This is a genomic window from Vibrio thalassae (genome assembly GCF_900089835.1).
Classification (GTDB): domain Bacteria; phylum Pseudomonadota; class Gammaproteobacteria; order Enterobacterales; family Vibrionaceae; genus Vibrio; species Vibrio thalassae.
The window spans coordinates 31,098-49,442 of sequence record NZ_OANU01000015.1 but is presented as its reverse complement, the minus strand read 5'-3'; the positions used below and the strand labels follow the sequence as shown (position 1 = coordinate 49,442).

General features: G+C 43.4%; 26 protein-coding genes and 1 pseudogene. 12 read left to right on the top strand and 15 right to left on the bottom strand.

Annotation, left to right across the window (positions count from 1 at the left end; all coding sequences use genetic code 11):
• The 7 genes and pseudogenes from VTH8203_RS24855 to VTH8203_RS07665 form a co-directional block, all read left to right on the top strand.
• A pseudogene (locus VTH8203_RS24855) lies at window positions 1-189 on the top strand (IS4 family transposase); the annotation flags it as partial.
• A gap of 228 nt (window positions 190-417) precedes the next feature.
• A complete protein-coding gene (locus tag VTH8203_RS07690; protein WP_096993146.1) occupies window positions 418-1,641 on the top strand; it encodes a hypothetical protein in 1,224 nt (407 codons plus the stop codon).
• Window positions 1,642-1,696: 55 nt separating this feature from the next.
• Complete coding sequence (locus VTH8203_RS07685) at window positions 1,697-2,371, top strand: hypothetical protein (protein ID WP_096993145.1); 675 nt, start codon at window positions 1,697-1,699, stop codon at window positions 2,369-2,371.
• A 10-nt stretch (window positions 2,372-2,381) separates the two neighbouring features.
• Entirely contained in the window at window positions 2,382-3,158 is a 777-nt protein-coding gene (locus VTH8203_RS07680) for a PRTRC system ThiF family protein (protein WP_096993144.1), read from the top strand.
• A gap of 28 nt (window positions 3,159-3,186) precedes the next feature.
• The gene (locus VTH8203_RS07675; protein WP_096993143.1) at window positions 3,187-3,417 is read left to right on the top strand and encodes a hypothetical protein; all 231 of its coding nucleotides are present in this window, start codon (window positions 3,187-3,189) and stop codon (window positions 3,415-3,417) included.
• A 263-nt stretch (window positions 3,418-3,680) separates the two neighbouring features.
• A complete protein-coding gene (locus VTH8203_RS07670; protein ID WP_096993142.1) occupies window positions 3,681-5,066 on the top strand; it encodes a trypsin-like serine protease in 1,386 nt (461 codons plus the stop codon).
• Between the two features lie 222 nt (window positions 5,067-5,288).
• On the top strand, window positions 5,289-6,167 hold the full coding sequence (locus VTH8203_RS07665; RefSeq protein WP_096993141.1) for a DNA replication terminus site-binding protein: 879 nt from the start codon (window positions 5,289-5,291) through the stop codon (window positions 6,165-6,167).
• On the opposite strand, the gene VTH8203_RS07660 is transcribed toward VTH8203_RS07665, so the two are convergent.
• The 4 genes from VTH8203_RS07660 to VTH8203_RS07645 all read right to left on the bottom strand — a co-directional run bounded on the left by VTH8203_RS07660 (window position 6,144) and on the right by VTH8203_RS07645 (window position 9,844).
• Window positions 6,144-6,533: a hypothetical protein gene (locus tag VTH8203_RS07660; protein WP_096993140.1), complete on the bottom strand. Its 390-nt coding sequence runs from the start codon at window positions 6,531-6,533 to the stop codon at window positions 6,144-6,146. The two genes, VTH8203_RS07665 and VTH8203_RS07660, sit on opposite strands and share 24 nt — an antisense overlap.
• Before the next feature lie 180 nt (window positions 6,534-6,713).
• A complete protein-coding gene (locus tag VTH8203_RS07655; protein WP_096993139.1) occupies window positions 6,714-7,028 on the bottom strand; it encodes a hypothetical protein in 315 nt (104 codons plus the stop codon).
• A 31-nt stretch (window positions 7,029-7,059) separates the two neighbouring features.
• Window positions 7,060-9,159 carry an ATP-dependent DNA helicase DinG gene (gene dinG, locus VTH8203_RS07650; RefSeq protein WP_096993138.1) on the bottom strand — a complete coding sequence of 700 codons (2,100 nt, stop codon included), beginning with the start codon at window positions 9,157-9,159 and terminating at the stop codon, window positions 7,060-7,062.
• A gap of 16 nt (window positions 9,160-9,175) precedes the next feature.
• The gene (locus tag VTH8203_RS07645) at window positions 9,176-9,844 is read right to left on the bottom strand and encodes a hypothetical protein (protein WP_096993137.1); all 669 of its coding nucleotides are present in this window, start codon (window positions 9,842-9,844) and stop codon (window positions 9,176-9,178) included.
• Window positions 9,845-10,102: 258 nt separating this feature from the next.
• Here VTH8203_RS07645 and VTH8203_RS07640 point away from each other — a divergent pair, with 258 nt between their 5' ends.
• From VTH8203_RS07640 to VTH8203_RS07625, 5 genes are all read left to right on the top strand, one after another.
• Window positions 10,103-10,969, top strand: coding sequence for a prepilin peptidase (locus VTH8203_RS07640; protein WP_096993136.1), 867 nt, complete (start codon window positions 10,103-10,105; stop codon window positions 10,967-10,969).
• A gap of 255 nt (window positions 10,970-11,224) precedes the next feature.
• Window positions 11,225-11,356: a hypothetical protein gene (locus tag VTH8203_RS25350; RefSeq protein WP_279627166.1), complete on the top strand. Its 132-nt coding sequence runs from the start codon at window positions 11,225-11,227 to the stop codon at window positions 11,354-11,356.
• Between the two features lie 20 nt (window positions 11,357-11,376).
• Window positions 11,377-11,688, top strand: coding sequence for a hypothetical protein (locus VTH8203_RS07635; protein WP_158296082.1), 312 nt, complete (start codon window positions 11,377-11,379; stop codon window positions 11,686-11,688).
• Window positions 11,678-11,941 carry a hypothetical protein gene (locus VTH8203_RS07630; protein ID WP_096993134.1) on the top strand — a complete coding sequence of 88 codons (264 nt, stop codon included), beginning with the start codon at window positions 11,678-11,680 and terminating at the stop codon, window positions 11,939-11,941. Before VTH8203_RS07635 ends, VTH8203_RS07630 begins: the two co-directional genes overlap by 11 nt.
• Window positions 11,942-12,166: 225 nt before the next feature.
• Window positions 12,167-12,586 (top strand): hypothetical protein, encoded by a 420-nt coding sequence (locus tag VTH8203_RS07625; protein WP_096993133.1) that lies wholly within the window; start codon window positions 12,167-12,169, stop codon window positions 12,584-12,586.
• A 175-nt stretch (window positions 12,587-12,761) separates the two neighbouring features.
• On the opposite strand, the gene VTH8203_RS07620 is transcribed toward VTH8203_RS07625, so the two are convergent.
• The 11 genes from VTH8203_RS07620 to VTH8203_RS07570 form a co-directional block, all read right to left on the bottom strand.
• Window positions 12,762-12,980 carry a hypothetical protein gene (locus VTH8203_RS07620; RefSeq protein WP_096993132.1) on the bottom strand — a complete coding sequence of 73 codons (219 nt, stop codon included), beginning with the start codon at window positions 12,978-12,980 and terminating at the stop codon, window positions 12,762-12,764.
• A 37-nt stretch (window positions 12,981-13,017) separates the two neighbouring features.
• Window positions 13,018-13,530, bottom strand: coding sequence for a DUF262 domain-containing protein (locus tag VTH8203_RS07615; RefSeq protein ID WP_096993131.1), 513 nt, complete (start codon window positions 13,528-13,530; stop codon window positions 13,018-13,020).
• A 14-nt stretch (window positions 13,531-13,544) separates the two neighbouring features.
• Window positions 13,545-13,730: a hypothetical protein gene (locus tag VTH8203_RS07610; protein WP_096993130.1), complete on the bottom strand. Its 186-nt coding sequence runs from the start codon at window positions 13,728-13,730 to the stop codon at window positions 13,545-13,547.
• Between the two features lie 54 nt (window positions 13,731-13,784).
• Window positions 13,785-14,222, bottom strand: a complete 438-nt coding sequence (locus VTH8203_RS07605) for a hypothetical protein (RefSeq protein ID WP_096993129.1) — start codon at window positions 14,220-14,222, stop codon at window positions 13,785-13,787.
• Window positions 14,223-14,231: 9 nt separating this feature from the next.
• Window positions 14,232-14,462, bottom strand: a complete 231-nt coding sequence (locus VTH8203_RS07600; protein ID WP_096993128.1) for a hypothetical protein — start codon at window positions 14,460-14,462, stop codon at window positions 14,232-14,234.
• 13 nt (window positions 14,463-14,475) lie between these two features.
• Entirely contained in the window at window positions 14,476-14,766 is a 291-nt protein-coding gene (locus VTH8203_RS07595; RefSeq protein WP_096993127.1) for a hypothetical protein, read from the bottom strand.
• Between the two features lie 8 nt (window positions 14,767-14,774).
• Window positions 14,775-15,050: a helix-turn-helix domain-containing protein gene (locus VTH8203_RS07590; protein WP_096993126.1), complete on the bottom strand. Its 276-nt coding sequence runs from the start codon at window positions 15,048-15,050 to the stop codon at window positions 14,775-14,777.
• Window positions 15,051-15,055: 5 nt separating this feature from the next.
• Entirely contained in the window at window positions 15,056-15,241 is a 186-nt protein-coding gene (locus tag VTH8203_RS07585) for a hypothetical protein (RefSeq protein ID WP_096993125.1), read from the bottom strand.
• A gap of 59 nt (window positions 15,242-15,300) precedes the next feature.
• Window positions 15,301-16,032 (bottom strand): hypothetical protein, encoded by a 732-nt coding sequence (locus VTH8203_RS07580; RefSeq protein ID WP_096993124.1) that lies wholly within the window; start codon window positions 16,030-16,032, stop codon window positions 15,301-15,303.
• A 269-nt stretch (window positions 16,033-16,301) separates the two neighbouring features.
• Window positions 16,302-16,859, bottom strand: a complete 558-nt coding sequence (locus tag VTH8203_RS07575; protein WP_244181164.1) for a tyrosine-type recombinase/integrase — start codon at window positions 16,857-16,859, stop codon at window positions 16,302-16,304.
• 312 nt (window positions 16,860-17,171) lie between these two features.
• A complete protein-coding gene (locus VTH8203_RS07570) occupies window positions 17,172-18,326 on the bottom strand; it encodes a tyrosine-type recombinase/integrase (RefSeq protein WP_158296081.1) in 1,155 nt (384 codons plus the stop codon).
• Window positions 18,327-18,345 lie beyond the last annotated feature (19 nt).

Below are 18,345 nucleotides of genomic sequence, written 5' to 3'. Positions count from 1 at the left end.
GGTAAGGTCGCTTATATCAAAGGTTACTACAAGGATTTTCAAGCAAATACCATTCGAACACGCCGGGTACTTTCCTACTTTTTTCTCGGTAAAGAGTTGATAGGAAGAGAAGCTTACTCATTTAGCGTGAAGGATCTGGCCTTAGCCGTAGGAGGCCTCAAAGCGATAAGTGCGGCAGAGTTCCGGTGAAAGATGTGGGGATCCCTCAGCGTTTAAGCAGAGCTTTGAAATGCTTGCAAAGTCGAACGTGCAAGTCAGAAATGTCCAAATGTGGGAGTCGGATGGAATCTTGCAAGACGATGGAACATTGCTATATCAGATCCCAATTCTGCCCCCAAAAACTAACGGCTAACATTGGAATGCAGTCAAGGGTAGGACTATGAGCGTAAAACAGAGCGTAAAACAAAGGGCAGAAACATGGTTGAAGCAATCACAGAAAGAGCAGAAACAAAAAGAGAGCGAGGCCACCAACATGGCGTTTCAGTGTTCTCAGATAAGAGTGCCAGCCAGCCCCAAAACCGCGCTATCCTTGACTGCAACAAAAATGCGTTGGCTCAAGCAGCTATAGACAGAGCTTCAAGCCATTTCGAAACGCAGTTAGTCAGTATCGAGGATTTCGACAAAAACCACTTGATTGAGTTAATAGAACTGGCAAGTGAGCTAGGCCATGACAATGCGGTTGATGCTCTCTTTGCTAACACTCTGCCATTGCAATCCTTTCTGACTTGTTTGCTAAAGAGCATCCAGTCGTCCGTTATGAAAGAGTTAGAGACAGCAACTGGCGAAATGAAAGAGTCGCTATTTAGCACACTCCATGACAACGGTTTTAACGTAGAGCGCACAGCGTTTGAGTCGATGGTTAAAGCTATGCAGAACGCCTGTTTGGGAGGGCTGAGTGTAGGAATACGCAATCATCATTGCTACGACTTTGATAATGCGGAGAAGATTTACCTTGAACTCACTACTGAGGTCACTGAACTGACAGTCATCAACTCGCTTAATGGTGAATTGGCAAAATCCCTACTTGGTGTCGTAATACGTAACAGTGACGATGCGCTGCTCAGAGCCAGTCCAGAGGCCATTATTGATGCTGTTTATGATTTTAATCATATTCAAGAATACGCTGGAACGATGTTAGATACGGGGACACCAGAAGATGTGTGGGACGAACTCGTTGAGAATGAATACCTTTCCGACTTTGGCTACTGTGAAGCGACAGATATGTCAGAAATCAAAGAAGACGTGATCGACCAAATCACTGTAATGCAGAGTCTATTGTGTTACGGCAAGAAAAAGAGTATTGACCATCCGTTAGTACAATGGCTACAAGAGCAGTTCACAAAATTGGATTGGCAAGCGATGGATATGGATTCTCACAGCTACCCAATGCATTTTTTGACGGACTCCGAGGAAGTCGCTTCACAGCTTAATCAACAATATCAAGAGATAGCGGAATATGCGGATAGTCGCATGATCTTGACTCCCGCGAAAGCGATAGAAACGTTGGTCACGATAGCTAAAAACCGACTCGCCATTCAAATGTATGAAGCGCTAACGTGGCTTGGTAGAGAAGATACACTTCGAGAGAGCTACGCAAGCACTCACGGCCTAAAGAAATCAAGTGTTGTTGTCTTGACTTGATTATTCAGAAATGACCATAGACTAGAGCTATCAATCGTTAAAGAGGCCATTATCCATGTTCAATTTTGAACCCGTAGAGAATGTTGCAAATAATATTACTTACAGAAAGGAAGCGTTTGTATTAGAGCACTTCGGCAAAGAGTCGTTTCTGACCGCTTATGATGTCAACGATGACAATACTATCGCTAACGCAAGAGTGATAAGTCGAGCTGAGTTTATTGAGTCTCTTTGCAGCAACAGTGTAAACGAAATTATCGATCCACGTATTCTTGTAAACAGCGCAATGCTCAAGGTATGGACGTACACACCAAGACCGAATCAGCCGTTATTTTTTAATTATGCAAAGCGAAAGTTCGCCAGTCCTATCAAGTGGTGTACGTTCGTTTTTAAGTATCAGAAAGGGTCGCTTTCAGTTGGGGTCATTCGCGCAGCCAAAACGCGCCCAACACTTGAAACAAAAGTCTATTATGCGCCCTTACCAAACATCTATTCGAGTGGCAACATTTGCCTTGGCTCATGTACGCTGCCGACCAACGGCTCCATCGATGAAATATCAGAGGCATACCTCAACTCGACAAAAACCCACTTTAATTACAAGAACCTTTTTCGAGATCCCACATTGGGCTGCTATTCCAATTACTACGCATGGCTTGAACGTAAAAGAACTGAACCTATAAAAGTCAGTGAACTCAGCGTCATGGGGACGCTTGGCACTTTCATCCAACGATAAGGATAAAACCATGTATAGAATCCCATTGGAGAAGTTGGGCAGAGAGTTAAAAGTTGCACTCGTAGGAGTTGGCGGTAGTGGCAGCGCAATGGCCCTAGAGCTTATGCAGTTAGATCGCACATTGAGAGCATTGGATAGCCAAACAGGGTTTGAAGTCCATGTGTATGACTCAGGTGTAGTGACGCAAGCCAATGTAGCGAGACAAGCGTTTTTTGACATTCAAATTGGGGTTAACAAGGCAGAAGCAATGGTTTGGCAAGCGAACAATCTTCACGGAAAAGAATGGGTAGCGCACCCCTACAACGCTTGTCTAAGTGAATTGCATGAACTGAAACCCGACATTATTATCACCGCGCTTGATAGACCATCGACTCGCTTTGAAATCAGCAAGATGAAGCCGAGCAAACATACCTTGTGGGCTGACATGGGGAATAACGCCACAGCCGGACAGGTGGTATTAGGCGAGCTTGGTAATGCGACTTATCTCCCCAACGTCTGTGCGCTTTACGACTACAGCCAACTGACCGATGACGATGCAGAGAAAAAGAGTTGCAGCGCCGAAGAAAGTATCAACCGTCAAGAACTTGGTACAAATCAATTTGCAGCAAGAATTTGCGCTCAAATACTGTGGCGGTTACTCCGTCATGGTGAAATCGAAGTACACGGTGCGTACTTCGATACAGAAACGTTGACTGTCGATCCAATTCGAGTCTGTGAAGAAACGTGGGCAATGTTTGGATACACGCCCTCGATCAATAACCCTCGCAAATCACTTACAGAACGTTGAGTTTAAATCGTCTAGGACACCTATAGTAATGGCCTATTTTAACAACCTCACTGAAAAAAAGCAGACAGAAATACTTACTCTGCTCAATTCGAAAATCCGTCAGGAATCGGAAACAATGTATCAGACGGCACTACCGAGAGCGAAAACCGATGATCAGGCGTGTGCTGGAAGATGGTATGAACTGCGAGAACAATGGCAAAATGGCGAAGTTAATAACCTCCATGTCTACGCTTGCTTGCAGATGGACTTTGTTCCTTAGCTCTCGTTCATATCACTGATAAAAATCTCATATATCATAATGTTAGTAGTGAAATCCACAGAGAAGTACACAGATTTTGTGGATACATATCCCACTGTGAGCATATTTATCATGAAAGCACCTCAAATGCCGATATAAGGACCGAACAAATTAGAAAAATTGCAATACACTAATGTCGGCATAGACAAAAAATATAGCCCACTTGCATTTGAAGAATCGAAGGTAAAGTAGGCTGTAAATAAAACAGAAGTAGGAAACTCAGAATGAAACGTATATGTATGTTGGCTATAGCATCACTTTCGTGTACAAATGCCCTCGCGGTCAAATATGGCAGTGAAGTAGCAGCGAGCGAGTACAAAGATTACATCGTTCGATTCGAACTAGAGAACCACTCGAAATCAATGGACTGCGGAGGATTGTTGATTGCGGGTGATTACATCGTGACTGCGGCACACTGTGTCGCGGATCTTGGCGCAGATGACAGCGGAAAGGTTACGATTGACTATTTCATCGACAATGGGGCGTCGAATAAAATTCGCGTCTATCAGAACGTTGAGACCTACAGTACAACCGGAACTGGTACGACTTATCAAGTCATACCGTTATTCGATACGGTAGCCAAGGAAAACATTGCAAAGGCGGCAGCGGATACGGAACTGGCTTACGTTAAGGCGCAATATCCTGCTGCGGATTGGTCACTCAACGATTTGCTTGTTGATCATGACTATTACGACTCTGTCTGGGCGAAAGATATAGCTCTGTTGAAATTGGCAACACCGCTTTCTCAAGTCAGTCATGCTACGTTAGAGCCAACGTTTAACCCAAGATCAAACACGTTTCCTATCACCAACGGACAAGACGTAACGTTCCGAGGTTGGGGAGTGGATGAAAATGGCACTCGACCGAGGGTAATGAACAAGACGACGGTCTCATTTGTTTTAGCTGATTATGACTATTTGCCGAATAATCCCAATGGTGACGGTGGTAAAGGCGCTTGCGCGAATGATGGCAACCAATGTGACTATATTATGCGCGACCGTCTAAACGGGTATGCTACAACCATTGGTAGCACGCCCTATACTGGCGATTCAGGCACTCCTCTTGTCATAGATGGTACGGATAACGTCGTGGCATTTGCCAAATCGACGAATGGCACAGTGAGTACACAATTCACCCACCTAGGCTTTTACTTCGACATTATACGAGAGGCCATCAACCAAGTGGCAGCACCAAAGAGTATCGAGATGGAAGTCGAAAGTGGCTACGCTGCAAGTGAAACCAAAACGTTCATGGTGCAAAACTTAACTGCATCGAGCGAAACGCTGTCGCCTTACGTGATAGACTCGACAGGTATGTTTGATATTTCGGGTTGTGCGGTGACGCTGCAATCGGGTGAAAGCTGCGAAGTCACTATGGTGCTGAATAAAGATAAGCAAGCAATCACGGAGAAAAAGAACGCAACCATCTATCTGGGCGACTCGCTAGATACGCAATTCCCAATCAGCTATACGATAGCCTCGAATAACATCGAAGTGCCTGAATCGGGTAACAAAGAAAGCGGTGGCTCTGAAAGCGGTGGTTCTTTCGGTCTGTTCTCATTATTTGCGTTGGTAGGGCTGACGCTAAGAATAAGAAAGCGAAAAACGTGATAACGACAAGATAATCAGCTTCTTGAAAGCGTCCTAGCTCTTGCTTGGGCGCTTTTTTCGTTTTGTGAACGGTCAGCAGAATCAATGCCACACCTCACTCTATCGTTGACAACACTGACAAAATTTTGACTTATTATTGACCAATTAATAATATACGCCAATATTTGTAGTGTAATTGTAAATGCGATGTCACGATAAAGTATATCGAGTGATTGGCAAGTAATGGCTTCTATCTATTTAAAACAAAAACTCATAGAGCATATCGAAGATCTTACGTTGAGTAATCAGCATATCTACGATTCATTAACAGCACTAAATCCAGTGTTTAAATCAATTCAATCGGTGCCACAGTTTGCGAGAGGAGAGGCATTGCCGAGCAGAATCTATCCTGAAAACATTGATATGACTTACCAAGAAGCTTTATCAATGTCTATTTTTCCGCAACCGGTCTATAGAGAAGTGTTAAATCTGCCGAAGCGCTACACAGGTTTGATACAATTTTTTGGGAATGAGAGCCAGTGTTACGATATTCATCAAGCAGTGCTGGAGAACAGCAAAAAACGTAAAACGCTGTTTAAGTTACTTAAGCAGGCTGCACCTGCGAGCCGTAAGCGTGCTGAATTGTCAAAATCATTGATGCCGGACATCTTAATTCAAACACTTCACCGTAAAATTCCTCTGGTCACACCAGAAACGTATCGAGTACGTAGCTCTTGGTGTGAATCTCAAAGCGGTTTAAAACGAATGAAGGAAGAGGAAGCTTTAGCGTTCGTACATCAATATGCGGCAAAAGGCTTAGATGACTGGCAGCTCCGTTCGCAAGAGTTAAAAATTAAAACGGCCACGAACATCTATAAGAAATCTACTATACGTTTACATCCGCAGTATGTCGTGGCGAGTATTGTAGATGGCAAATCGAAACATGCACCCAAGAAGGCACACTCTCCGTTGATACTAGTCAGTAATAATTCTAAGCCAATCGACTTCACTTCGTTGGAAATATACTCGAAGTCAGAAGAAGAAAAAAAAGAACACATTGTTCTGGAAGGTTACGAACCGTTAATAGAAGGGACGTGTTTAGTGCACCGCAAAATCAGATGAATCGTCTTTGTCGCGATGGATAAAGAAGTGTTGTAACGCTCTTCGAGCTACGCCAGCTCGCCTGAGAACGGGCGTGTTGGCCATGTCGAGACCGTCCCACATCGCCAATGCGTGCGCACCCAAGTCGAAATCGATATGCATAGCCAACGCTTTGATCTTAGCTAACTTTGCTTTAGGTAGCTTGGATAAGTCGAGGTTTGGGATCTTATTTTGCCGAACCACATTATAAAAATGATATTCAAGGTCGACAGCATCAAAGTCCCCATTTTGAAAAGCATCAATCCACGCGTGGTCGTGCAACTTTACAACCGCCTCGATCATAAGTGAGGTTGAAAGTTTCATTTTGGCAAGATCTACCGATAGCATCGATATCAACCATCCTTGTGTTAAGTCTACATAATTTTTAAACAATGAGTCTTTATACGGGATAAAAACAAATTCAAATATATCATTGAAAGTTTATAGAAAACTTCGACCATTGTCAGTCTCATGTTTGATAATTTTACAATTAGTTGACGCGTCGGGTGATGTGAGTAGCAAATGTCATCAGTCTGTAAGGCGATTCGGATACATAGCGCCAATCAATACCATTATCACAGTGGGTAGAAATGCGAGCAACTCGCCATTGAACTGGAGAGCTGGGACGTGCGTAAATGCGATGAAAGCGATCACAATGCTGCCGATAACTGGCAACCAAACGGCAACAGTGAGCACCATCATGAGCAATGCGAATAATACTCCCGTTAACGCCAGTTGGGATAAACCCCACTGCCAAAGAATAACAGTAAATGCGATTGCAAAAGCGTTGTGCACAACGAAGACAACAACTTTTGGTATGTTCCAGGTTCGCCTAGTATCCATTTTTAATTTCCTCTTCTTCAGCAAGATGTTATCAAGTGACTTGCCGATATTCTCTGCTCATCGGAGGCAAAGAGCACAATAGGTCTTCGCCATAGTTTTTGGTTTGTATGCGTTTATCCAAAATCGTACATTTGCCGCTATCGTTTTCACTTCTAATCAGTCGCCCCACGCTTTGTATGAGTGCAATGCTTGCCTTCGGTAACGTGACGGTATAGAACGCATTGTTTCCGAGATATTTTTCGTACTCCATGTGAGCGGCCGCAATAGGCGATTCCGGCATTTCGAAAGGCAACCGGACGATAATCAAGTTGGTGAGTAAATCGCCTCTTAGATCCAGCCCTTCGGCCATGGAGTTGACACCAAACAGAACCGACCGCAAGCCTTGTTCAATGGCCTTAGCGTGGTTTTCCAATATGGCCTGACGACTAGCATCACCTTGGCATTGCAGCAATATTTTGCTGGTGGTGCATGAATGCTCGACAGCGGTTCTTACCGCCTGCATTTGCGCATGGCTTGTAAAAATTACCAGTGAACTCGGCTCGCCTTTGATAAGATTAAACATAATGTGTTTTAACCATGTAACGTACTCAGCGTCATTGGGTTCAAACGGTAAATTAATAGGCATGATCAGCTTCGCTTGTGATTGATAGTCGAACGGTGACTCATACACTCTGCAAAAAACGGCAGCGTGGTTGGCAAGGTTAAGGCCGGTACTCGACAAATAGGTATCGAATACTGATAGAGATCTTAGCGTTGCAGAGGTCAGTATCACACCACTGTTTTTTTTCCAAAGCCATGAAAGAAGCGAGTTCCCAACGGATACCTCGCTGGCTGCTAAGTACAGTTTCCCATCGCGCCGCTCGAGCCACTTCGCAGGCTGTATACCGGCAGTATGGTGGGTCATCAGCAAATTGGTTGTTGTCCAAACCAAATCAATCCGGCCGATAAAGAAACTGAGGTCAGACAGTCCTTTTTCAGCAACCAGATTACTTCCCTCATCTATTATTTCAGCTTTCAGATGATTGCCAGTTTTGCCCAGTGTTCGTCTTACTGCTTTTGTCGAAGTTTGAACATCAAGCAAGAGGCTTTCAAATACGTTAGGGATAGTTCCCAATTCGAATCGATGAAACTGTGAACCATGGAAAAGCACCTCTTCATTCGTCGCAACGAAATCCTGCAAAGCCCTCAATGACTTTATCAAATCGTTGGCGTTCACTTTTATCTCATCGCTAATACGCTGTGAGAGACTTGGTGAGAGCGCAGCAGTAAGTTTTCTTTTATCTGCGAGTTTGTTCAGTGACTCCAGCACCGAGAGTGTGCTAGACAAAGACATTGTGGACGCAGTTGCATCACGAACAATATCAGGCATTCTATGTGCCTCGTCGAAAACATAGACAGCTTCATCAACACTGGGCAGTAAAACCCCGCCGCCCAACTGCAGATCCATTGCCACCAACGAGTGATTGGCTACGATGATATCGGCGCCACTTAGTTCAGAGCGAGCAATATGAAACGGACAAAATTTGTGAGCTGAAAAGCTTACCTTGCAGCCATTTGCGTCACTTGCGACTGCTGACCAAATAGGCTCTGGTAACAGTTCGCCGTTCCAAGAATCGATATCGCCGTTCCAATCGTTAGTCTCCAATTTGGAAGCCATTCGCCGCAAGGTAGCCATATCCTGTTCGGTTGGTGGCAAGTGAAAGAGCGCCTCTTCAAAATCAAGTTCAGGCTGTTGAGTGCCTAATGCTTTATTAAGCTTATCGGCACAGACGTAGCGCTGACGACCTTTTGCCAGCGCTACGCTCAACGGTTTATGGTATGCAGCTTGAAAAAGAGGCAAATCCTTGTTGATGATTTGCTCTTGCAGTGTCACTGTCGCAGTCGAGATGACCACTGATTTGTTATTCAGCTTTGCATGAGGTATGACGCCTAACAGGTAAGCCATAGTTTTGCCCACGCCCGTTCCTGCCTCACAAACAATCACATTGCTGGATTGATCTCGACAAAGAATATTGCGGATGTCATTGACCATTGTTAACTGAGAGGTACGCCTCGTGTAGTGGGGCACCAAGTGAGATAACTCGTCAATGGTTGATTTAATTTCTGCGACAACCGATTCTGCAATATTCATTTGAAGACCTCACCTATTAATTAAATCGTGTTTCACCAATTGAACGACAGTCGATTTCTTCCACAACCGTTTCATGATGACATTGTTCCCACCAGTTGATTTCATTGAGATGTGAACGTTTAGCATCGGTACCCAAACTGTTTCTCAACGTATAGCCCATGCGAGGGTTATCGAGTTTAGTGATCACCTGATAGCACTTTTTAGGCTCTAACGTGACGTTAATAGCTGAGGTCTGCTCTGAGCGAATGTCTCCGACAAGTCGTGACTTCGTTTGAGTACAAACCGCATGAACCAAGGTAGAGCCAGCGTCGACCAAGATTCGGTCTTGATTACCATACTTGCTAATTCGTTGATACTCAGGAATCCAGTCAGTCGCTGGAACACTGTACAAGCTGAAAGTGTTACCATAATCAGATGTCGTGTTAGTGATGACACCTTTCACAACATTCTTCGCATACGGTGCTTTAGATAAGTCGTATTGAAATTTTGCTTCTTGCTCAGGTGTTACGTACTTGAAAATCAGGTCACTCTCTCGAACAATAATGGCACCTGGAGTGGTTTTGTCCTTGCGCACATCCCAAGTCTCATAAGTTAGTTTACGCTGCTCCAGTTGTTCTAGCGATGTGGTCAAGCATCCAGTCAAAGTAAAAGCCGCGGCGATAACGACAGGTAAGTTTTTAAACATTAAGTAATTCCCTTTGTTTGTTGGTTTGTCTATACATTAACAAGGTTTTTCCTAATGCAACTCCGTTTTATCGAAAAAAATAGAGAAGATTGAGAACTGGAAATAAGACCGTAGATTTGGAGAGTTGAATTGCCATGTTCTGGGGTAATATTGCTCAATATACATTTACTCGATGCGCCACGAGTCTAGTGAGGGTGAGGCGCATCATTAAGCCAACTGAACTTAGAACCGAAATAACAATAAAAAAGGAAACGTCTAGTGGACCTGTTTTTCAATACTGCGTTTGACCTCTATCAGCTTATCACTCATAACTCGTTTGCTAGAGTAGTCTTTGCTTTGCTGACAGGCGCGATGATCGGAAGCTTCATTAACGTAGTGGTATACCGTTTGCCTCAAATGCTCAAGAACTACGCAGTCATCGACATGCACCTGATGCACCCAACGGAATTAACAGAGAGTCGAGCGAGAGCATTACTAGCCGATGTTGGATTAGGTGGGCGCTCTATCACGCCTTGCTGTGATAATAGAATTAAAGCCAGACACAACATACCTATTATTTCCTACCTTTTTTTGAGAGGCCGCTGCGCGTACTGTTCAACACTGATTTCTTCGCGTTATCTGATCAACGAACTCGTAATGGCGTTGTTGTGCGTTCTGTTAGTGATGCTAGGACTGAATAACTTAGCTCTATTTTTTATGACCAGCATCACCGCGTTACTCCTTATCGTGGCCAACATTGATATTCGATATCGTCTCTTGCCGCCACAACTGACAATGCCTATAGGTTTCACCGCTATTCTGATGGTGCACTACGATTTGGTGTTAATAACAATGTCACAGGGGATTATATCGGCCATTGCCTTATATATTTTCCTAACCGTTGCCAACGATTTTGTTGCCAAAACAAAAGGCCAGATATTGCTCGGTCAGGGAGATGTTGAACTCATTGTCGCCGTGACCATAGCGATTGGCGCTCAAATGTCCCTAACGGTACTAGCGTTAGCGACACTTTCAAGTTGGTTGGTTGCAAAAATACGTCGTGTTGAAGGGAAGAAAGAACGAGCGTTTGGCCAGTATATATCAGTGTTTACATTTGGAGCGTTGCTGATATTAGTACAAACTTAATAGTTCTAACTGATTAACTTGACATAATGCGCCTTTGAATAGCATACTAAATTTGTAGCAACACTCTCATCACGTAAGCGTTAGCCTTACACATTTACCGAATCTCATATTAAGTCGTCATAGATACAATCTATCTATGACGATTTTGTACGCTTGTACGAAATTCACTCACCCCTGCAATCGCAGAGTGACCTGCAATCGTGTAGGAATTGGGGATATTTACACACCTTGAAAAAGGAAATCTAGGAGACAACTATGACAGCACCTGATTTAACGGGAGAACTCTTTGACCAAATCGAGTCTTTACCAATAAATGGTGAAGAACAAGAGGTCGTGGAGCGATTCTACATTGAAGGAATAGCATTATTTTGTGACACCGAAAGGTAAAATTTAGGAGAAAAATGGTTATGAAAAAAACAGTATCAACACTAGTAGCGTTGGTAGCATTTGGCGCTACCGCTTCTGAGATCGCTGCATCAAGCTGTTCACAGGTTCATGTTAATTTGGTGGATTGCACTGCACAAACAAGTGCGCTCGATGCGTCAAAAGACTATCTAGCCGATTCAGTACAAAAACTGCCAACAAATGTTGTACTAGTGCTTAGAGATCATCATGAACTTCTCTTCTCTGACTACATGACTTGTATGGAGAGACGCCTTTTCAGTCTCAACCAGCAAATCATTACGCTGACACAGTGTGGAGGTAAAGATGTACGTTAAGACTTGTATGGCTTGCCAGAAAGTGTTTAACACTGAATGCGATGGCGAAGAGGAGCCCATTGGCCTTTGTGAAAAATGTGTTGGGTGGCAATCACGCCATTCACAAGACATAAACAATCACAGAGAAAAAATGGTTAAGGCGTTTTCACCAGCGGTGACAGCGGAGTTCAATAAAATGAGCCCTAACGAACAGGCGTTTGTAGTATTTCGTTCTATGGATCTACATGCTAAAGCCAGTTCATTAGCAAGGTAAGGAGTTAACATGCCTTGTCCAAATTGCCAGGATGGTATCTGCAGCAATAGATGCGTGCCACCCCAAAAACGTTAACTAGTAAGATAGACTCCAAAGGCATTTAGCCTTTGGAGTTCTATTTATTTTGCTTCTAAAGCAAAAATGTCACGGCCTTAAGTGACGCCGCATTTGGCGGTTTTGGCACGAACCAACATTTAGCTCGAAAGGGCATTATTGGAGAAAAAGATGAAATTGAACGTGAACACTATCGTGCGATTGCCTTTGCATGACAGCGGCTACACACATTGCATTGCTAGATTAAGCAATGCATATGTCGGCCGAAGCCCACAAAAGTATCGTCGACGTAAAGTTTTGTACATCAAAAATATTGAGAACGGTCGGTGGATATTGCGTTACGTAATGGGGGCTGGTGGTTTACCGGGTCTGACAAAAGACGCGGTAGCACTTGATTATGATGGTATCGAAGCTCTGGGCGCTAATAGAAAAGAATGTTCGCTTGAAATCAAGCCAGCAACTTTTTTCCAGCGACAGATCTGGCTGTGTAATCATCCTGATCTCGTAGTTAGTACCAGTTTCCGGCTTTGCTGGATTGGATTACTACTCACAGTGGAAGCGATCTTTGATAGAGTATTAGCACTCTTATGATCGCAATAAAAAACCTTGCTTGATTTTAGATCAAGTAAGGTTTTTTATATAGTTATTTCTACATAACATCTATGTACTCCTGCGCTAGCTAAGTCGTGTGAACTGGCGATGTGATATTGCGGTTCGCTAGTCTTCAACTTGCCACAGCTAGATCGGGTAAACGAATTTTTTCCCCTCATTCCATTAGCTCGACCATTGCTTGCGTAATGGTAATTTTGTGTTTCTTTGCATAGGCTTCGATTTCAGCCATTTTTGCACCATTCTTACGGTCTTGGTTTGCCGCCTTTGAGCTACCCCATCCACCTAAAGGTTTTGTTTTTTTGCGTGTCACGCCGCGTTTGGAATACTCGCTCCCTGAAATTAATGGTTTTGGCGTTGATTTGTTTTTTGCCATGAATTTCCCCTTGAGTTAGTAATTTGTCGCCAAATTATCAGGCGCGTTCACTTTCTAGGTGATTTGTTCCAGAAAAATTTAAGTGGTTGTAGACTACTTTTAGCTTTCGTTCATCAAAGCAATCTGTTGTTCGCTTGCCTAGTTCACGATACAAAAAACGAGATTGTTCACTTCGCTCTAATTCGCTGTAGTAAAACCCAAATACCTTAAATTTGTCGGATGTGTAGTCGAGTAATGCCTCAACTCTTTGCTGACCATCAATTAGGCAATCTGAGTATTCAGCCAAAGTGTTGTCATCCAGATCAAGATAACCATTCACGACAATCGAACCTATGTCATAGCCCAGATAACAAGACTCAATGAAAGACACTTTTTGTTTAAGCGTCCAAACTGAATCCCTTTGCCAAGTTGGAATAGGAAACTTACCAAGCATTTTACGCGCCCACGGGTAATCCTCTGCTGTATAGCCGTGGCGTTTGTCAACTAAGTCAGAGATCATGACTCCCGACTCACTAAATTTGATGATTGGTTGTGGTATGCGAGTGCTCATAAAGCTCTTTTCCCTTACTGCTTTAATTTTTGACTTTTTAGCCTAGCAACGATGCGCTTAGAGACGATGCGACCAATTAACACCACCGTTACGAGAGTCGCTACGCCTATGAGTACACCGTAGTTCTTAAATAGCACTGCTATTCCATACCACAGCAGCAGTAAAATTCCGATCAATGCAACCAATCTGATAATTGGCATAATTTCCCTCTACTATTGTGATGATTCAAACTTAGCCATTCCGATCCCTTTTTCCTAAATTTTCTCTACGTTATAGCCCATTACTTTTGCTTGAGTTTGAAGGTGTGCAATGTATCGATCCATATTGATTCCATCACCATATGTAGGCGCTTCACTACCAGCAAAGAAGCCGCAAGCGGCTTCATACACTAGCTCCCTAACTTCACTGTCACTACACCCTTTGTATACTGCCAACTTTATTCTTGCAGACGGAAATAAGTTTAGGATGCGGATTACCTGTTCAACACTCAGTACAACACCAGTCGTCTCTTTGATGTGACACGCTGCTTCTTGGTAGTTTTCGGTAGTAGGCTTTGCATCTTGGTTGTCTAGCTCAAACATTGCTGCATTTCGGTGTAATTGAAATGAGAAATCAACCTGATCGGTATCGACAATTCCTTTTTCTTTATTATTCAGAATATTATCTAAATTTTTTGCTTTGTTTATAAACATCAATTTCCCCTACAGTTTAATTTTTTTAACTTCTTTGATGAAAGAGAGGCATAACGGGCAAGTAATACCACCTCGTTTCACCGTTTTGTATTCCGCTTTAATCAGATTGGCAGAATCAATAGCATCACCACAAAGCGTTCTCTCTGTATCAATAGAGCCAGTAGCGCACCAGTGCAGAGATTCACTATCCCTCATTCCTTGAGAATGACTTTCAATGATCTTGATAAGGTGATTCGCCATATTTCCCCTCTGACTAGAAAAAGATACCTTCGCAGGGCTGCGCCCAACACGGTTGTTTATAATTGTCTGGACTCGCTTTCGCGCCACATCGAGTGCATGTAACCTGACTTTGACCATCAAGCATATGCTCCAAACCCGACTTCAAAATAAACTCTTCCTTGCTAACAGATTTACCTTTAATAAAGTAGAGAGAACTGTTTTCTTTAGAGTTCAGACTTAGAACACAGGTTTTATTCTCTTCCTTGGCTTCTTTGACAGCTTGCTTGAGTTTATCTGCATCACGCATTTCAAATAGATTCGCCATACTTTTCCCTACTTTTTGAAGTTTCCATTCTCACGTTGAGAAATGGTTGCCACAGTAACACCTTCGCTTTTTGCGGCTTCACGAAGTGTTAGACCTTTTGCAACTCTATCAGCTCTAAGCTGTTTACCGCGTTCTATATCATCAATGATTTCTTGAGACACGTATCCCGCACCCAAACAGCGGCCACACTTCTGTATTTCTGTGTAATGGCCTGAACTATCAAGACCTGTATTCACAAACACTACTGATTCTTTCTTACCACCACACGTAGGGCATTGATTCATATTCTTTACCTCTTTTGTTCGCTGTCTTTATTTGGTAAGCCATTCACAGCGTCTAAATCACGCTGTTCACCCGCCTTTGCTATACGTGATATCTGGCGTTCGGACTTACCCCAGCGTTTAGCTATATCTTCAAATTTCCAACCTTTTGCATTAGCAATGCGTTGAAACTCTGTAATAGTTTTACCTGTCATATATGTCTATTGTAACCTTTGAAATACACCTGTCAAATATGTCTAGTAGCATATTTAAATCACTTCTCGTCTGGATTTAATAGCGACTCAAAACGCTCAAGACTTTTAATATCGCATTCTTGTAAGAACCGCTCTTCAAACCCTAACACAGCAATCAGCTCTCGCTTTGATGTTGATAGTAAGCCAATAGCTTCCATGTGTTCGTTAAACATTTTAAGTAGGTATTGAACTGCATCAGATCTATTTTTAGTGTGTCGGCCTTTCCATGCAGGTTCATGGTGAAATAGTCTGTTTCTAAATTTGTTAAGAGAACCCATTCTCTGGAATAGGGTATTGAGTTTTACATTCTGCGCTTTTGCGTTAGGGAAGCACTTATCTAGTTGAGTCTGCCAAAGGTTATGTTCTTTATCGCGTGGATTGTTGTAGTCTCTATGAAGCATGTGCACCCAAAAACCGAAAGGTAGGCGAGAAACTAAGTCGTTGCTAGTGTATCGAGCACCAACATCATCCAAACATTGCTGCTCTGCAAAATCGACCTGTTTTTTTGACTCGTGGCTTATCGGGATACGCTTATACCATTCATCATCTTCAAAGCATTCTGTAGCTGATTTATGGATTGAATTTCTCAACGTCACTTCAAGTAGCTGAACCACTGAGAAAAACTGAGACATTATACTTTGCATTGCCATATAGACGGCGATTAACTCACTGTCAGATTTACAGTCGAGCACCTGACGATAGGTTTCTAGTTTTTCTGTAGAAAGTCCTTGCTTGATCTCTTCCAAATCCAAAACATTTGCCCTCAATGAAATTATTATGTATATTTACTGCAACTGAGGCATAGCCTTTTGTTGTGATAGCCCTGTCCTCTTCCGCTGGAAACAGTATTGACAACAGGTAGCGAGTTTAAGAGCCACCCTTTCGAGGGTGGCTCACTTGTTTGTAGCTCACAAAAATACCCTACACCCACCCGTCATATATGTCTATCATATTTTAAAATGCCATATCAGCAATTGCTAGCATACTCACAGTGTCCGTTTCGATTAGTCTTAAGGTTGTTTCAAGAGTTACCGAGCATCAAATGGATAGTAGGGACATCTACACCATGACGTTTAAGCCTTACAGCAAACGTTCGCCTACCGCTAAGAATACTAGGCTGCTCGATACCAGCATCAGCTAAAAGTCGTTTTATATGCTCATTTAGAGCGTTGCAGTGATAGGTTGTGTTGCCTTTTTCGGTAGTTCTACGCTTGATTTTAAAGTGCTCGCCATTGCTTCGTTTGAAGAACGGCTCATCTTCATCAAAACCGTTGTATAGGTCGGGATGATCACCATCTTTTTTACGCTTCTCGATATAGCTCTTGATTAGGTTTTGCAGCTTAATGTTGGACAGGTAAAAGTCTCGGCTCACTTCGCCTTTGACAGTAAAGCACTTTGCCAGTTGTCCGTTCTTCTTAACAATATCTCGAACCTGTACGCGACAAATTTCTAGCGTACTCATACCACTACCGAGAAAGAACCCCATTAAACAAGCGTTAAGCTCTGGCTCTGGTGTCTGTGTAATAACTTTAAAGATCCAAGTTTTGTCTTTGTCCTCGATGAGCGTTGGTAGTGCCATGTGTGTAGTTTCCTGTTTTACATGAAGAAACACAGACGCTAACAGTGGGTGGTATAGAAATCAGTGATCTAGGTACTGGTATTATTAGGTTTAGGGGAAACCGAGGTTTTAAACTTTGTTGTCACACTTTGTTGTTGGCTATGTAGATAGAACCTAAGTTACAAATTATTGTTACAATTAGCTTGTGGTCGCCACGACAAAAACTTGCTTCGGAAGTAGTTAAGTTTCAATCTTTGTCTTTCGCATATAAACAGTGTTGTAGTCCTCGTACACGCTTACCCTTTGTGCATCATCGTGTTGTAAAGAGCTCGGTTATCTACGCTCATAATGCTCCTGCAAAGACAGCTCTTGATTGGTTACGTTCGGATTATCTTTGTAGCTCAACTCTCGGATGTAATGCAGCACCATCTTCGGATCTTGCCAATCTCCAAGTCGCATCATTTCCGCAATTTCCATCTTCCTAACGTAAGCATCCTGTACCCCTCCGCAGCGACCACTATGCCCAGTCCAACGTCGAGGGTTAGGACTCATAAATTCGATACTGTGCTGACAGGCCACATCATAGAGTGCACCTAAACAACGGTCGACGGTCTCACCCGACATCGCTACCGTTGGCCGCAAAAACTTACCGCCACCACTCATTTCTGAAAAAATAAAATGCTCAGGTTTGAGCTGCTTCCTCGCATGATGCAGATACACTCGCATCACGCCAGCAAACAAGCCGATCATCATCTTCGCTTCAACACTGGAGCTGGTTTTGGATTGAGTACGATGAATAATCAGTGTGTTATCTTCCAATATTTCAATATCTTGCAAGCGGATCCGTCCTAGTTCACCTTCACGCAGCATGGTGGAGTAAGCGGTACAACCGAGAGCGAGATTTCGCAGATTCTTCAATGGCCTGACGTCAAGAACATCCACAATTGACAGCAGATCTGCGCTTCGCATACCAAACGCCTGAGCCTGTCGAAAAGCTTTCTGTGACACTTCAACTTGATCTTTAACCAAGCCCCGCATGAAACCAATCACGACCTGGGAGGCGAAAGGATTGTCAAGGTTGAGCCAATTCAGTAGGTAACTCAGTTGGGCTCGGTACTGCCGAATGGTCGGTACCGCTTTATTGCCGACATAGCGCTCATACTTGAGCCAGCCTAACGCAAATGTCTCGGAGATAGGGAAAGCATACGCTCCTTTATTTTCACAATACTGTTTCCAACGTCTGAGTACGGAAGCCAACATCGACAAACTGGTGTGCGCAAGACCGCCTCGGTCGAGATTGAAGGCCATCAACCCTTCAACGATGCGCCGAGCGAACGGGGAGGTCGGGTCAATATGTCGCGTTAAGTCGGGCAGAGTAATCGAGTGACGTTTGAGTGGCTGCTTGTGGCCAAGCATCGCGTCGTCATTCGCAATGTCATCCTGACTTTTGTAGATGGTAGGAAGTTGACGGTCGTTGTTGTTCTCCACGAAACTTCTCCATAATAAA

Bases quoted from the DNA above. Each gene is read 5' to 3' on its own strand.
- VTH8203_RS07690 (WP_096993146.1), top strand. From the start codon at position 418: ATGGTTGAAGCAATCACAGAAAGAGCAGAAACAAAAAGAGAGCGAGGC.
- VTH8203_RS07685 (WP_096993145.1), top strand. From the start codon at position 1,697: ATGTTCAATTTTGAACCCGTAGAGAATGTTGCAAATAATATTACTTAC.
- VTH8203_RS07680 (WP_096993144.1), top strand. From the start codon at position 2,382: ATGTATAGAATCCCATTGGAGAAGTTGGGCAGAGAGTTAAAAGTTGCA.
- VTH8203_RS07675 (WP_096993143.1), top strand. From the start codon at position 3,187: ATGGCCTATTTTAACAACCTCACTGAAAAAAAGCAGACAGAAATACTT.
- VTH8203_RS07670 (WP_096993142.1), top strand. From the start codon at position 3,681: ATGAAACGTATATGTATGTTGGCTATAGCATCACTTTCGTGTACAAAT.
- VTH8203_RS07665 (WP_096993141.1), top strand. From the start codon at position 5,289: ATGGCTTCTATCTATTTAAAACAAAAACTCATAGAGCATATCGAAGAT.
- VTH8203_RS07660 (WP_096993140.1), bottom strand. From the start codon at position 6,533: ATGCTATCGGTAGATCTTGCCAAAATGAAACTTTCAACCTCACTTATG.
- VTH8203_RS07655 (WP_096993139.1), bottom strand. From the start codon at position 7,028: ATGGATACTAGGCGAACCTGGAACATACCAAAAGTTGTTGTCTTCGTT.
- dinG (WP_096993138.1), bottom strand. From the start codon at position 9,159: ATGAATATTGCAGAATCGGTTGTCGCAGAAATTAAATCAACCATTGAC.
- VTH8203_RS07645 (WP_096993137.1), bottom strand. From the start codon at position 9,844: ATGTTTAAAAACTTACCTGTCGTTATCGCCGCGGCTTTTACTTTGACT.
- VTH8203_RS25350 (WP_279627166.1), top strand. From the start codon at position 11,225: ATGACAGCACCTGATTTAACGGGAGAACTCTTTGACCAAATCGAGTCT.
- VTH8203_RS07635 (WP_158296082.1), top strand. From the start codon at position 11,377: ATGAAAAAAACAGTATCAACACTAGTAGCGTTGGTAGCATTTGGCGCT.
- VTH8203_RS07630 (WP_096993134.1), top strand. From the start codon at position 11,678: ATGTACGTTAAGACTTGTATGGCTTGCCAGAAAGTGTTTAACACTGAA.
- VTH8203_RS07625 (WP_096993133.1), top strand. From the start codon at position 12,167: ATGAAATTGAACGTGAACACTATCGTGCGATTGCCTTTGCATGACAGC.
- VTH8203_RS07620 (WP_096993132.1), bottom strand. From the start codon at position 12,980: ATGGCAAAAAACAAATCAACGCCAAAACCATTAATTTCAGGGAGCGAG.
- VTH8203_RS07615 (WP_096993131.1), bottom strand. From the start codon at position 13,530: ATGAGCACTCGCATACCACAACCAATCATCAAATTTAGTGAGTCGGGA.
- VTH8203_RS07610 (WP_096993130.1), bottom strand. From the start codon at position 13,730: ATGCCAATTATCAGATTGGTTGCATTGATCGGAATTTTACTGCTGCTG.
- VTH8203_RS07605 (WP_096993129.1), bottom strand. From the start codon at position 14,222: ATGTTTATAAACAAAGCAAAAAATTTAGATAATATTCTGAATAATAAA.
- VTH8203_RS07600 (WP_096993128.1), bottom strand. From the start codon at position 14,462: ATGGCGAATCACCTTATCAAGATCATTGAAAGTCATTCTCAAGGAATG.
- VTH8203_RS07595 (WP_096993127.1), bottom strand. From the start codon at position 14,766: ATGGCGAATCTATTTGAAATGCGTGATGCAGATAAACTCAAGCAAGCT.
- VTH8203_RS07590 (WP_096993126.1), bottom strand. From the start codon at position 15,050: ATGAATCAATGCCCTACGTGTGGTGGTAAGAAAGAATCAGTAGTGTTT.
- VTH8203_RS07585 (WP_096993125.1), bottom strand. From the start codon at position 15,241: ATGACAGGTAAAACTATTACAGAGTTTCAACGCATTGCTAATGCAAAA.
- VTH8203_RS07575 (WP_244181164.1), bottom strand. From the start codon at position 16,859: ATGGCACTACCAACGCTCATCGAGGACAAAGACAAAACTTGGATCTTT.